The 12,394-nt window shown below is 31.2% G+C and carries 16 protein-coding genes; 2 read left to right on the plus strand and 14 right to left on the minus strand.

Annotation, left to right across the window (positions count from 1 at the left end):
* The first annotated feature begins 6 nt into the window (after positions 1-6).
* Both PQF96_RS24480 and PQF96_RS24485 read left to right on the plus strand, forming a co-directional pair.
* Positions 7-540: a hypothetical protein gene (locus PQF96_RS24480; protein ID WP_271769199.1), complete on the plus strand. Its 534-nt coding sequence runs from the start codon at positions 7-9 to the stop codon at positions 538-540.
* A gap of 6 nt (positions 541-546) precedes the next feature.
* On the plus strand, positions 547-1,515 hold the full coding sequence (locus tag PQF96_RS24485; RefSeq protein WP_271769202.1) for a hypothetical protein: 969 nt from the start codon (positions 547-549) through the stop codon (positions 1,513-1,515).
* 32 nt (positions 1,516-1,547) lie between these two features.
* On the opposite strand, the gene PQF96_RS24490 is transcribed toward PQF96_RS24485, so the two are convergent.
* The 14 genes from PQF96_RS24490 to PQF96_RS24555 all read right to left on the minus strand — a co-directional run bounded on the left by PQF96_RS24490 (position 1,548) and on the right by PQF96_RS24555 (position 12,392).
* A complete protein-coding gene (locus tag PQF96_RS24490) occupies positions 1,548-2,198 on the minus strand; it encodes a hypothetical protein (RefSeq protein ID WP_271769205.1) in 651 nt (216 codons plus the stop codon).
* 34 nt (positions 2,199-2,232) lie between these two features.
* A complete protein-coding gene (locus PQF96_RS24495; protein WP_271769208.1) occupies positions 2,233-2,808 on the minus strand; it encodes a hypothetical protein in 576 nt (191 codons plus the stop codon).
* Positions 2,809-2,816: 8 nt separating this feature from the next.
* On the minus strand, positions 2,817-4,295 hold the full coding sequence (locus tag PQF96_RS24500) for a hypothetical protein (RefSeq protein ID WP_271769210.1): 1,479 nt from the start codon (positions 4,293-4,295) through the stop codon (positions 2,817-2,819).
* Between the two features lie 11 nt (positions 4,296-4,306).
* On the minus strand, positions 4,307-5,002 hold the full coding sequence (gene tssD, locus PQF96_RS24505; RefSeq protein ID WP_271769212.1) for a type VI secretion system tube protein TssD: 696 nt from the start codon (positions 5,000-5,002) through the stop codon (positions 4,307-4,309).
* A 35-nt stretch (positions 5,003-5,037) separates the two neighbouring features.
* Positions 5,038-5,619 (minus strand): hypothetical protein, encoded by a 582-nt coding sequence (locus PQF96_RS24510; RefSeq protein ID WP_271769215.1) that lies wholly within the window; start codon positions 5,617-5,619, stop codon positions 5,038-5,040.
* 30 nt (positions 5,620-5,649) lie between these two features.
* Positions 5,650-6,138, minus strand: coding sequence for a hypothetical protein (locus tag PQF96_RS24515; RefSeq protein ID WP_271769217.1), 489 nt, complete (start codon positions 6,136-6,138; stop codon positions 5,650-5,652).
* Positions 6,139-6,202: 64 nt separating this feature from the next.
* Entirely contained in the window at positions 6,203-6,679 is a 477-nt protein-coding gene (locus PQF96_RS24520) for a hypothetical protein (protein WP_271769220.1), read from the minus strand.
* 31 nt (positions 6,680-6,710) lie between these two features.
* The gene (locus PQF96_RS24525) at positions 6,711-7,262 is read right to left on the minus strand and encodes a hypothetical protein (protein ID WP_140591285.1); all 552 of its coding nucleotides are present in this window, start codon (positions 7,260-7,262) and stop codon (positions 6,711-6,713) included.
* Positions 7,263-7,264: 2 nt separating this feature from the next.
* Positions 7,265-8,296: a JAB-like toxin 1 domain-containing protein gene (locus PQF96_RS24530; RefSeq protein WP_271769223.1), complete on the minus strand. Its 1,032-nt coding sequence runs from the start codon at positions 8,294-8,296 to the stop codon at positions 7,265-7,267.
* A gap of 43 nt (positions 8,297-8,339) precedes the next feature.
* The gene (locus tag PQF96_RS24535; protein ID WP_271769226.1) at positions 8,340-8,858 is read right to left on the minus strand and encodes a hypothetical protein; all 519 of its coding nucleotides are present in this window, start codon (positions 8,856-8,858) and stop codon (positions 8,340-8,342) included.
* A 5-nt stretch (positions 8,859-8,863) separates the two neighbouring features.
* Complete coding sequence (locus PQF96_RS24540; RefSeq protein WP_271769228.1) at positions 8,864-9,769, minus strand: hypothetical protein; 906 nt, start codon at positions 9,767-9,769, stop codon at positions 8,864-8,866.
* Between the two features lie 11 nt (positions 9,770-9,780).
* Positions 9,781-10,245 (minus strand): hypothetical protein, encoded by a 465-nt coding sequence (locus PQF96_RS24545; protein WP_271769231.1) that lies wholly within the window; start codon positions 10,243-10,245, stop codon positions 9,781-9,783.
* Between the two features lie 4 nt (positions 10,246-10,249).
* A complete protein-coding gene (locus PQF96_RS24550) occupies positions 10,250-11,308 on the minus strand; it encodes an RHS repeat-associated core domain-containing protein (protein ID WP_271769233.1) in 1,059 nt (352 codons plus the stop codon).
* Positions 11,309-11,312: 4 nt separating this feature from the next.
* A complete protein-coding gene (locus PQF96_RS24555; RefSeq protein WP_271769235.1) occupies positions 11,313-12,392 on the minus strand; it encodes a hypothetical protein in 1,080 nt (359 codons plus the stop codon).
* Between the last annotated feature and the right edge of the window lie 2 nt (positions 12,393-12,394).

The raw sequence follows: 12,394 nt of genomic DNA on the forward strand, positions 1-12,394 counted from the left end.
ATAGTTATGTTAAGAGATCGAATACAGAAACAGACATATCCACAAAGAAAGAATACTGCAACAATTCTAAATTATCTGGAGGAATTAGTATTAATCAATGCTAAAGAAGTTGGTCTTGTGCCAATAGATCAGAGTAATAGAGGGTATCAAGATATTCCATTACCTTTTGGTAGAGTTCTTTCATTAGAAGTCCCTGAAGAAGCTGTATCAGCAACTATGATGATTGAAAAGGGAGTGGACAATATAATGGTCGATCCAGATCCGGATGAAACCGTTTCAGTTGTTGCTAGATCAAATAAAAAGAAGCGTACACCATCGATACCTGTGTTGGAGCTACCCATTACGAATTCGTCAGCTGTACTAAGGTTTAAGGAAAATGGATCAAACCCTAGTATCATTTCAGGGTTTGGATTGGGAAACCAAGATATATTTGAATTGGTAGGAAGTGAAAACCTAAAAAGGTTCAGAGTAATCGGTGTACAAGAGAATGGAACACCTGTTTTAAGAATACAATTTTACAAAACGGCACAATTTGGATAAGATAGTATGAGAACAATCAGAACGCAACGCTTCGTAAGAGGAACACAAAACAAAGAGAATACCAATGGATTAGCGCCATTTGTTTCTGAAGTATGTGGTGCTAGAATGCCCGTAAAGGGAATACGGAGGGTGCAGATCAAAGGATATCACTTTACTCCTAATGTAAATGTAGATACTGGATCAGAAATAGATAGTTCTGAGTTTAAGAGCGCAGGAAATCTAGTTGTAGTAATTAGTCAGGTAAAGTTTATTAATCCGACCCTGTTGGAAGCCGTAATATTTGCAGGAGATACAGAAGGGAGATTTGATTTGATAGTACGAAATGGAAATCTAAATTCTGGCGATACTGGAAATGAGACTATTGTAGTAATTAATCCAGTTTGGGTAGATTTAAGGACAACATCAGTAATTGATTTAGGTTTAGAAATTAGTCCAGGAGTGATTATCAACCGTAACTTGGAAAAAGGGTTATGGGGTATTAATAGAAGTTCAGATTTTAATAGTGCTGTGAAATTTAGAGCATTTCCTTGGAAAAGATGTGACGATCTTTCTTTTAGTATTGTATTTACCCTGAGCGAAATAGAAGGGATCAGTCTTTTTGGAATTGGAGGGATTGGTATTGAGGTAGGCAACTTGGGTTCTGAACCATTGTTCGAAGCAGAATCTCATCTATTTGTTATTAACGGAACGGCAAATCAAATGTATGGCGGAGGATCGAGATATAGAAGGTGGACACAAGATATAGGAGGGACAGCTTCTTTTGAAGTTTCTAAATTTTATAAACTAAATTATAATTTCAGCTCAACTAGAACATTGATGACCATATCCGAAGTAGATCCTTTGAATTTTGATAGGAGTGTTCTTTTTCTTCGTCAATGGTTTTTAGATTCTCCAAGTGATAATGAAGTATTACTTCCTTATTGGACGGTAGGGAGTAACCAGAATTTTTTTCTTACTGCTTTTAAGATTGGGTGAATTTCGGATAGGATTACATTAAAAATCAAATTTTAAGGAGTGTTTTTTACTTTTTGAACGTTTAACGTTTTGGGATAACCACTTTGATCTAAATATAAATAATGAATAGAATATTTATCATCCCTAAAATCGCCCATATTTACTTTGGACAATATTTGCCCCGTTTTTCTTATTTTATAGTAGGAACATTCATCTATCCATTGAATTTTTATTGGCTTTCCTAGATATTCGTTGTTTACAACCTCATAATCATCTTTACCCCTTTTGAATCTTGTTATTGTGTCTGCTCCATAATGAAATGTTCCATATTTCCATTCTTGACATTTTTTAAAATTAGGTTCTATTTCTGGAGGTTTTATCGGAATAAGCTCGGTAGGTTCATTATGTTCATACCAAACATCTTTTGCTACTTTTTCAAAAAAGCCAAAGAAGGAAATAATTTCTGCGATTATTAAACCAATAACCCAAAATGACAGGAGGTAAGTTTTTTCTTCACCAACTAAGGCATAACAGATCAGATATAATGAAAGTGCGCATGCAATAATTCCTGTCCAAAGGAAATCGTTATCTTTTGAGAAAAAAGCAACATTTTGTCCCATTCTAAAGGCAAAATCCAACATAAATCCAAGAACTATAGCAAAAATAGCTTTAACTAAAAACCAATAAAAATCTAAGCGTTTCATTAATCTAAATTATGAAGATCAAAAAAATATTAACCTAATCAAAAGGAGTTGGTTTTAATTCTTTGTATATGAATTCTTTTTTATCGGTAAATTGAAGAAATATCTTACCAATAATACTGTCGTTTATTTTTTCTTTCAAGTATTTTTCATCACCTTCATTAAAACTTAAATCATATAGTTTCGAATTTTTATATGTTAAAAATTCCTCGCTCAAATTAAAGAGCTTTTCAAAACTCTTTTTATGTTCTTTTATAAAATATCCATAGTAGAAGTCTATTTTTAGTTCTTCACCAATTGGGATATTTCTTTTTTTAGAAGATACCAACTTTCCTGATTGAAATTCTAAAAGTTTATAGTCTTTTAGATTCATCCCCGTTTTAAAAGTATTCAAATAAACATTTGTTAGCTTTAATTCTTCCGATGTTTCATTAATAATCTTGATTGATTTTGGAAACATTATGAAAAACTGACAAGAATCTTTATGCTCACCTCTATACAGAATTTTACTTTGTAATTCATTTGGCTGTTCTTCAATTTTAATTTGAGATTTACAACTAACTAAACAAAATAAAAAGAAGAAGTAAACTAATTTTATTTTAAATTTTTTCATAATCTTTCTTAATTTAAGACAAAGCAATCTATTAAATACTTTTCTCTACCATTTTCGGTTTTCTCATAATAGAAACAGGTATAATAGTTATTGTCACCAGCATCCAATGGAGCATCATAATCCCGTAATTCGGGTAGTGTCTTTATTTCTCTACATAGAACTTTTTCATAAGCTTCTTGGCATACGTACTCTATTACTTTAAGTCCTAACATCTTTGCACCAGCATTTTCATTTTTAACCCATGCTAGCGCAGATTTCAACCCTGCCATTTTTCTATGTTCCCATGCAAGTCTACTTTCTTCAGTAAATTCATTAATAATTTCGTTTACTACCTTGGTGGCGATTACATCAGCAGTCATAAACAAAGGACTTAAAGCGCCAAAACCAGAAACAGCACGAATAGCGGAGAAAAGCCCCATAGCACTTACTACAGAAGAAGGTTTAGGAATTTGTAGACCTTTTTCTGGTTCTTTGAAAATACTATGAACAGTCTTGGAAGCATTAATAAAATCTAATATACGCAATGCTTCTCTTCCTTGTTTTATCAAAATATCACTACCGTTTCTTAAATCTCTTCTATTAAAATAATCACTAAACTTTTTAGTTTTCTGTATCTCAAATTGATTAACATTTTTAAAAGTAGCTTTCCCTTTAATTACATAATTGCTGGACTGAACACTTTTATAACCATAACGAACACTTTCATTTGTGTCCCAAGAAACTCGTTCGTATAATAACGTTTTTTTTACTTTATTTATTTCTGTAAGCGTACTTGTTTCTGTAATTCTTACGGTACTTATAAATAGACTACTAAAATAAGGATTGGGGTTAAGTTCTTTCGAAACTTTAGCAAACATTTTAAAGCCGAAAATCATTAACTTACCTTTATTGTCATAAAACTCTGGTAATCCAGTGCCTTCTACAATTGGTTTTATGAACAAATCCTGTTCATTATACCCTACCCGTAGTCGATCATCATTTTTATCTTTAGGAAATTCTTCCGATAAATTTTTATAAGATATTTTCCAGTATAATTCAATGGTTTGATCTCTGGATGCCATATATCCATCGTGGTCATCTTGTATAACAGGTTCCCAACTGTCTTCAAGCTTTACTTCTAAAGTAGCAATCCTTTTATCTCCTACTTGTTTTATAACTTCTTCTACGATTACTGGATCATTAGGGAATTTGGAATCATCGGGGTCTAAAATATCTGCTTTCCAGAATAACTCGTCATAATCGAATAATTGAAATTCAAGCTTTTCTTTCGGTCGAATACCTTTTACTTCAACATGAAAATACATAGTATCTCCTAATGGAACAGAAACTTCCTCTCTATTACTATTTTCATCAAGCATTTTGTATATATAAGGTTGCTCTCCTTCTTTGTCATATGTCCACCAACCTCTTATGATCTCCGGTTTTATATACTTTGCCGTAATGGTTCTAGTTTCTCCATCTTCAAATTTAACTGTAAATCTTGTCATCGTTATTGGTTTTAAGCTTCTTGTTGATCTATCACTTCTAATTTTATCGTTTCGTGATCGCTATTGATGATATAGTCTTCTATTGTATCGTTTTTAAGGATACTTCCATTCATTTTGAAATCATGTTCATTATCATTAAAACTGATACTAGTTCTGTCTCCTATTCTATTTCGGGTTTCTAGTTGAAGTAATATAATATCTCCTGTTATGTAATCCTCAATTTCGTTACCATCCATATCTGTAAGATAGTATCTAGTTAATTCCTTGTTACTTTCAATAGCAGTTGGTGCAACATTTAATCTTTCGGGATCAGTTACTTTCCAATGTTTCGACATTATTACTTGACCATCAATTAAAATAGTTGCTGGGGATAAACTGAATGTGACTGTGAAAGGATCAACACCTGTACTAGTAAAGTGATAATTACAATACACACAATAAATGTCTAATAACTTAATTTTAGTGCTTTTACTATTACCTAGAGTAGGTGAGAAAACAATTTCGCATTCCTTTTTCATCATCGTTGGGTGGGTTGACCATTCAAAAAATGTGTTGTCCTTACTCGCTTCAATTACAAAGTCGAATGTTCTGGACTGTGGTTTGGAAATTGGTCTACCTGTATAGTCACTATTTTGCAAGAAACCGAAATAATGCTGTAGAATATTAAATTCCATACCATCTACATATAGTTTTACTTGATAGCTCATTACATTTAGTTTTAGGGTTAATCCAGTTTAGTAGTTCAGTCTGCGAATTGATCGAACAAGTTTAAATTTTTCAAGTCATTTATAACAAACTCTGTCCTACCTAAAAATCGACACTCGCAAGAATTATTATTTTTAAAATCAAAAGTTAGTATGTTATAATTTCTCTGACGTTCTACAAGAGAATTTGCATTTAAAAAATCTTCAAATTTCTGTTCGTCAAATGATTTAATTCCCTTAGCAATTGGGGTGAATTTTCCATCGGTATAGGCATATTTAACAATCGATGCTTCCTTATTTGAGATTTGAATATCAAAAGTATGTCTAGTCGAAACCTCTCCTTCTTCATCCAAGATGATCATAAACAAACGATCATAGGAATCCCGTCTGTTATATCCAATAAAACGATTAAGTAAGCTTTCAACAAAAGGTTCAGTATTTAAATGAATAGAATCTATCCAGTATATCTTTTTAAAAATTTCCTGACAGTTTTTGTTTTTCCTTACTACATTATTTAAACTAAAGTCAATAGTAAACGATTCCTTTTTGGAAGTTGGTTTACATTGCCAAACTGACGTTAGTAAAATGAATATTATTATTGGTAAAACTATACGAGACATGATTTGTTTTAGTGTTTTTTTCTTTAAATATTAATCAATGATAATTTTAGGATACTCAAAGCTATGGTTGTTTGGATATATTGTTTTCATTACCGCAAAGTATTCTTTAATAAACTTGCTTTTATCTGAGAGACCATAAGAATACAAGCTTATAGTATCATCGGTTTTTATAATCTTTAAAAGTTCTCTGGCATTTTTCTTTTTTTCAATCCTTTGGCGGTTGTTTTTGATTAAAGTAGTCAAACTAGATTCTAGGTATTTCTTTTTTTGTAGTTTGATAACAGTAAAATCATCATCTATTTCTTCTACTTTTCTTTGTATATGCCCTGTTATCGTATTTTCCACTACGACGAATTCATCTATTCTGGTAGCCCATTCCATAGTTATGTTAAAACGATATTTCACTAGTTCATTCTCATTAGTAGGATTTTGGGTCTCATTAAAATCAGTTCTCTTACCTGTTGCTTTCGGTTTACAACTGATTAAAATAAATATGAATAATAACATTAAGTATTTCATAGTGGTTGAATTTAATCATGGTGTTGAAAGAAATGTTTCACAGAATAAGGATGTCAAGGTAAATTTATTCATATTCTTTTGTGTCAATATTGATAATCAATTCCCAATAACAACTTTCACCATCTTCAACTTCCACATATTCTTCTTTCCAATCAATATTTGTGAAGCCAATATCTTTCTGTGATGGAGTAGGAGGAGTTTTAAGTAATTCACAAAAAGCATTAATTTTTATAAGACGTTCATTACTTTTATTGATATAAGGGATATACTGCCGATAATATGTTTCAATATTTTTATTTATTGGTTGTTTTATAAAATTGAATTTATTGTTTTTTATAGCTTTATTGATTACAATATTTAAAATGCGAAGGTCTTCTTTCTTCGGTTTCCAAGTTACATAACCGTATTTGGTTCTAAGCCATCTGTTATATTCTGAATCCAGAAGTATTGTTTCCCGATCACTCAAATTTAGTTCCTCTTGACTTGTTTTGCAGGAAGTCAAATAGAACAAAGTGAATATGATAACTGGATATTTAAGCATTTTAAATCTTTTGAGAAAATTGTCATTTTCATTAATTGCCTTCAATTTTTAAAGTAATTTTACCATTCTTAATAAGATATCTCCAAGGATAAGGTTTATAACCTCTAACGTCATCAATACTTGTTGTAATAAGGGTGTCGGGTATGGAGTGTAATACCTCTTTATTGTAAAACTTATTAGCAATAGATTTTTGATCGAAAACTACAATAGGATTGGTTTTTTTATAAGTAAAAAATCCTTTTGGGTATAAATGAAAGATGAACGATTCTCCTTCCATTTCCCCCTCGCGTTCTTCCAATTCAAATGTATGTAACTGTGGAAAAATGGTTATAGTGAAAATCGTGTCTTTTTCTTTTTTATCAAAGTAAATGTGATATGATGGATGTGAGAATCCTTTCTCATAGAATCTGTTTAAATCCTCTCCATACTTTACGTTTATAGGATATTCTTCTATATAATCGTCTAAAACCTTCTTTAAAGAAGGATCAATCTTTATAATGTCATTTTGGTCCTCTAGTTTTTGTTTGCTATTACAACTTACTAGCAAACCAAAAAAAACAAAAATTATTAAGTTTATTTTCATATTTAAAATTTATATGATGAGTTACTTCTGCGAACGGCTCTACCTCTTAGAAAGTCCTCTTTTGGTAAGCGAAGTCTAGTTGTTGATTGAGTACTAGGAAAATATATTAAATAAGGTTTATTACTTCCATGCTTAGTCAAAAATCGAGTAGAAACCCCAGTATCTCCTCCTATACTTTCACGTCTTTCTTGGGCAGTATTCTGATTAGGATGGGAATGAACCAAGCCTAAGACATTTCCAAGAGAACCATTTTTAACTCCTGGAGAAAGGTTAGAATCGTGATAAGTTCCAATCTGATAGTTTGTTCCAAGCCCTTGATATTCAATTTTACCAACACTCCATTCTACATTGGAATTATCTGCTACAAACTTAAATAAATTAAAGACATCATTTTTATTCTTTTCATCAGTGACGGCTATATTTACCTCCCTTTCTTTAGTTGTGCCATAATCATCATACTGTTGTGTCTTACCGTTATTTGCTAAGTCAGAAACTAAACTATTACCTTCAGAATCTTTATTTACGGTAACGGAACCTTTACTTTCATCTTTTACGGTATCTCCGTTTTCATTGGTAGTTGTTGCATATAGTGTGTCAGTATTGTCATTGGTCTTTTTGATCAACCTAATATTTCCATTCTTATCCAATCCATAGTCATCAAATAAACCCTGTGGAGCTAATCCGGTTGGATCGGTAAAAAATATAGGATTATTATTTACAAAATTATAGGGAGATTTATCAGGAAACTCCTCGGAGAGAGGATCAGGATTCATCCAACGGCTAGAAATTGAAGGTTCTAGAGTTGCTTCAGAATAAGTGATAGTTTCTTTGACAAATCCAACAATTTGTTTTGATTTAACATTAAGCAATACTGTTCCTATTTGGACTATACTGTCATTGTCGAAAGATTCTATATACTTTCCTTTACTAAGAGTTCCTATTTTCGGTTTATAGCCAAACTTCTTGAATGGATTTTGAGCTTTCATAATTGTTAAGCTCAGAAGGAATATTAAGAATAAATAAATTTTTTTCATTCTGATTGATTTAGTGTTTTTTCTTTTTTGTTGATTTGATTTTCTATTCATTCTCTCTAATTCTAAGAAGCTTTAAAGTATAGTTAAAGGTGCATTCTTCATCAGTAGTGTTATTTGCTTTTAAACTTAAAACTTCAAAAGTCTCGAAAATCCCATTGTTGTTATGAAGGCATAAATATGTCATACCATCTTGCTCTTTGATTTTTAAATCCATAAAATCTTCCTCTTTGGAAGCAACTTTAGTCGGGGGTTCATTGCACTCAATAATCTTTTCTAAGATAATTTTTTGATTTTCGTAAAAACTCCACTGTATTCTATGGCAATTATATCCAAAACCACATCTTGCACTATTTAAAACTATTGTATCTTTTTTGAAGTAATCATTATTTGAATTATCAAATGACCATATATTCGTTGCTTCTGGTACAAAATTTCGAGATTTGGCAAGTGTTTCTTTGAAAACAAATTGCATTTCTTTTGGTGTAATTTGACTTTGAGCATTGATTATCCCAAATATGTTTAAATACAATATTAACAATAATGGTAAAATCATATTTTTCATATTCCTTAATGTTTTGTTTCTATGAACTCCCATCTATTCGTAATACAGGAATATTCAAATATTGTTTTACTTTCCCCTCTATTTTCAAATTCATAGTTTTTCTTTTTGTAGTTTATATCGAAATCGATTAAATCAACAATTACTTTATTGCCCTTTATTTTTACTGGTCGAATAGATACAACTTGAATCCCTCTTCTTAAAATTTTCTTATATGATTTATGGTAAACATTGATATATTTTATTTTATGCCCTTCAATGTGTTCTGGTAAATGATCTCCTGTTCTAGCACTAGAGTACATAAAAAGGAATTCATCAATATCGAGCATAGAGCCTTCCTTTTCGAGTTTTTCTTTTTCAAAATCAATACGGTTTTTAATAGCAGTATAGTACATTCTTTTTTGACTCGAAATATCTCTAACAAGCGTTAAAGTATAATCAAAAGTACATTCTTTATCTAATAAAGTTTTATTGTTTTTTAGGCTTAAAACCTTAAAAGTATCAAAAAGCCCATTAGTATTATAGAGATATAAATAGTTTATAGCTCTTATTTTTTTTATCTCAAGACGTATAAAATCTTGTTTTTTTGATATTTCTCGGGTAGGTGGTTCGGTACATTCGGAAACTTTGTCTAACCTAATTTTTTTGTTTTCGTAAAAAGTCCAGCTTATTTTTTGACAAAGGGTTTTATAATAGCATCTAGCACTATTTAAAACAATTGTATCTTTTTTGAAATAATCGTTATTTGAATTATCAAAGTGCCAACTATTCGTTGTATTTAACAGAGAATCGATTGATTTAGCAAGTACTTTCTCTGCTAAAATATACTTATTAACATTCTCTTTCTCTTTCTTGTTTTGTGCATTTATTGTTCCTAAAACCAATAGTATCAATAACAGATATTTGTACTTCATAATCAATTAAATTATATTCCTGTATATTCTTTCTTTTCGAACTCCCATTTATTTGTCATACAAGAATATTCAAAAGTTGTTGTTGTCTGTCCGCTTCTAGCTCGATCTATTCGTCCTTTTTTATATCCTAGACTAAGTTCTAATATGTAAACGTTTATTTGTTTACCTTTTAGTTCAATAGGTAAAATATGCCCTGCTGAAACCCCATGTTTTTTTCTAAAAGGTTTTTTGTTTTTTATATTGTCAACATCAACATATTGTACATTATACCCTTCAACATTATCTGGTAAGAGCTTTATTGAGACATCGGGATCATATGTAAAATATAATTCGTTAATATCTATATGACTTTTATGAAAATCAATATAATCTTTGACAGCAGTGTAATAGAATGTTTTTAAATCATTATCCCAATCTTCTTGAGAAAAACATAAGACACTAAAAAACATTAATACTATTAATAAAATTTTCTTCATATTTTTATTTTTTTGGCTTAGGTCTAACAAATCTGCTTTGTGGCATGGTTGCCAATATTCCTGTGCTATTATAAATATAGACTCTTCCTGAGCTTCTACCAAAAGTATAGTTGGTTCTGTTTCCTGTTGTTCCTTGAACATCAGGCAGTGAAGTAGGTTGTGCGAAACGACCACTTTTTCCACCTCCTCCAACGCTTGAAGAAGCAGAGGTACTATTCTTATTCCCTACGGGTGATGATCCTACTCCACTAGGGTGGCTATGAAAAACAGACTTGGTGTTATGAGGAACTACATGTTCTATAAATGCAAGCTTATTTACCGCCGGGTCAGAAACCGCCCCCGGAGGGGATTCCGTAACTGTTCCATTATTTGAAACTATGCCCCCATATTCTCTATTGTTTGCATCGGAAGCCCCGCCTCGTCCATTGTCTTGGTTTACTATATCAACCATTGCCTGCCTTGTATCTGCATTTCCTTCGATTTCTACACTATTATCGTAAGCAATACTGTTTTCTTGAAATGCTGCGGTATTCCCGCTATTCGTTTTTATAAAATCTATTGTTGCTTTAGCATTTTTTCGCGAAATACCCGCAGAAGGAGCGCCACCCTCAAATCTTTTTGTAACTGTTTTAACAACATAAACTTTATCATCATCTATACCATCATCACCAATTTGTCTACCAGCTTCATTTACGAAAATTCCAAATAATCCGTCTGGATCAATTACATTTATAGGATTATCCCAAGCATAATTATACGGGGAAAATCGTCTCATGCCTTCTGCTAATGGGTCAGGATTCATCCATCGACTAGATATTGAAGGTTCTAAAGTCGCTTCAGATAATGTTATTGTTTTCATTTCAAATCCAATTATGGATTTAGAACGAACATTAAGTAATACCGTTCCAATCTGTACAATAGTATCATTATCAAAATGCTCGATAAATTTTCCTTTGGTTAATGTTCCTATTTTTGGCTCATATCCAAATTTTTCAAATGGATTTTGTGCTGTAACAATAGTTGTACACATTATTAATAGCAATATAATATAACTTCTTTTCATTTTACTAATTGAATTTTTCAGGGTTAGTTATCTTTTTATTTTCATATTTTTTTCGTTCTTCTTTTAAAGAGGTAAGCCAATTGAGATACATTTCTTCTGGCATTCTTCGATAGCCTGATTCGTGAATTGATACATATTCGTGTTGAATCTCTAAGAATTGTAATCTTAAAAAATCATCTTCATAAACTTCCTTTGTAAAAACATCAAAATCCTTTTTTACTTCTTTCTCAAAAACTTTCTTTTTTGTTTCTGCTTGAAGAATTCTGCCATTTATATAATGAGGGTAGTATTGTAAAGCCACTTGACAAGCTTTCATTACAAATTCACCGTCATTATCAGGAAAAACTTTATTATATCCTTGTGCCAAATCGATTATACACATAGCAATACTTTGTTTGTCACTTAGAGCTTCCATATACATTTTATTTGTTATTGCATCCAAATGGATATAACCAGAAGCCATTAACCAAGCATCATTAGGAAAAATACCAGAAGTAAGCTCAGTATTATACCAGCCATCTATTTCATTTCGATGTTTAATATAAATATGATTTGGAGCTATTGCTAAATGAGCATCTGTTCCAATTTCTTCGGCAAGTATTTTATATAAATAAGGCATAGAGTGACAATTTCCTTTGCCAGTTTCTAATAATTTAGAAACAAACATACTATCCCAATTTTTCAAGCCCCAAATATCTTCAAAATCATATACGTAAGGAATATATTCATACATCACTCCATCTTTGTCGACAATGGGTATTGTATCTGTTACTACTGAGAACAAAGCAGCGTACTTTTTAACTTTTAAACTATCCTTACCCTGGTATTTCAATTTTATGTGATTTACCATAGAACTAGTAAACGAGGAGAGTCTTTTTATTTCAAAATTGAATCCTACTGTATCGAGTACATTATTGTAATACGCATTTTCGACACTCATAACAGCCTTTTTAAAACTTAATTGACAAGAATCTTTGAGCATACAGTTTAGTTGCTCTAAGGTGTCATTATATGTTTTTTCCTGATCTTGCGACCAAAGCGAAATATTAATAAGTAGTGCTAATAGAAATATTCTTTTTTGCATCA

It is taken from the genome of Aquimarina algiphila (assembly GCF_947494415.1).
Taxonomy (GTDB): domain Bacteria; phylum Bacteroidota; class Bacteroidia; order Flavobacteriales; family Flavobacteriaceae; genus Aquimarina; species Aquimarina algiphila.

Coding starts and splice junctions, on each gene's coding strand:
- PQF96_RS24480 (WP_271769199.1), top strand. CDS start 7: ATGTTAAGAGATCGAATACAGAAACAGACATATCCACAAAGAAAGAAT.
- PQF96_RS24485 (WP_271769202.1), top strand. CDS start 547: ATGAGAACAATCAGAACGCAACGCTTCGTAAGAGGAACACAAAACAAA.
- PQF96_RS24490 (WP_271769205.1), bottom strand. CDS start 2,198: ATGAAACGCTTAGATTTTTATTGGTTTTTAGTTAAAGCTATTTTTGCT.
- PQF96_RS24495 (WP_271769208.1), bottom strand. CDS start 2,808: ATGAAAAAATTTAAAATAAAATTAGTTTACTTCTTCTTTTTATTTTGT.
- PQF96_RS24500 (WP_271769210.1), bottom strand. CDS start 4,295: ATGACAAGATTTACAGTTAAATTTGAAGATGGAGAAACTAGAACCATT.
- tssD (WP_271769212.1), bottom strand. CDS start 5,002: ATGAGCTATCAAGTAAAACTATATGTAGATGGTATGGAATTTAATATT.
- PQF96_RS24510 (WP_271769215.1), bottom strand. CDS start 5,619: ATGTCTCGTATAGTTTTACCAATAATAATATTCATTTTACTAACGTCA.
- PQF96_RS24515 (WP_271769217.1), bottom strand. CDS start 6,138: ATGAAATACTTAATGTTATTATTCATATTTATTTTAATCAGTTGTAAA.
- PQF96_RS24520 (WP_271769220.1), bottom strand. CDS start 6,679: ATGCTTAAATATCCAGTTATCATATTCACTTTGTTCTATTTGACTTCC.
- PQF96_RS24525 (WP_140591285.1), bottom strand. CDS start 7,262: ATGAAAATAAACTTAATAATTTTTGTTTTTTTTGGTTTGCTAGTAAGT.
- PQF96_RS24530 (WP_271769223.1), bottom strand. CDS start 8,296: ATGAAAAAAATTTATTTATTCTTAATATTCCTTCTGAGCTTAACAATT.
- PQF96_RS24535 (WP_271769226.1), bottom strand. CDS start 8,858: ATGAAAAATATGATTTTACCATTATTGTTAATATTGTATTTAAACATA.
- PQF96_RS24540 (WP_271769228.1), bottom strand. CDS start 9,769: ATGAAGTACAAATATCTGTTATTGATACTATTGGTTTTAGGAACAATA.
- PQF96_RS24545 (WP_271769231.1), bottom strand. CDS start 10,245: ATGAAGAAAATTTTATTAATAGTATTAATGTTTTTTAGTGTCTTATGT.
- PQF96_RS24550 (WP_271769233.1), bottom strand. CDS start 11,308: ATGAAAAGAAGTTATATTATATTGCTATTAATAATGTGTACAACTATT.
- PQF96_RS24555 (WP_271769235.1), bottom strand. CDS start 12,392: ATGCAAAAAAGAATATTTCTATTAGCACTACTTATTAATATTTCGCTT.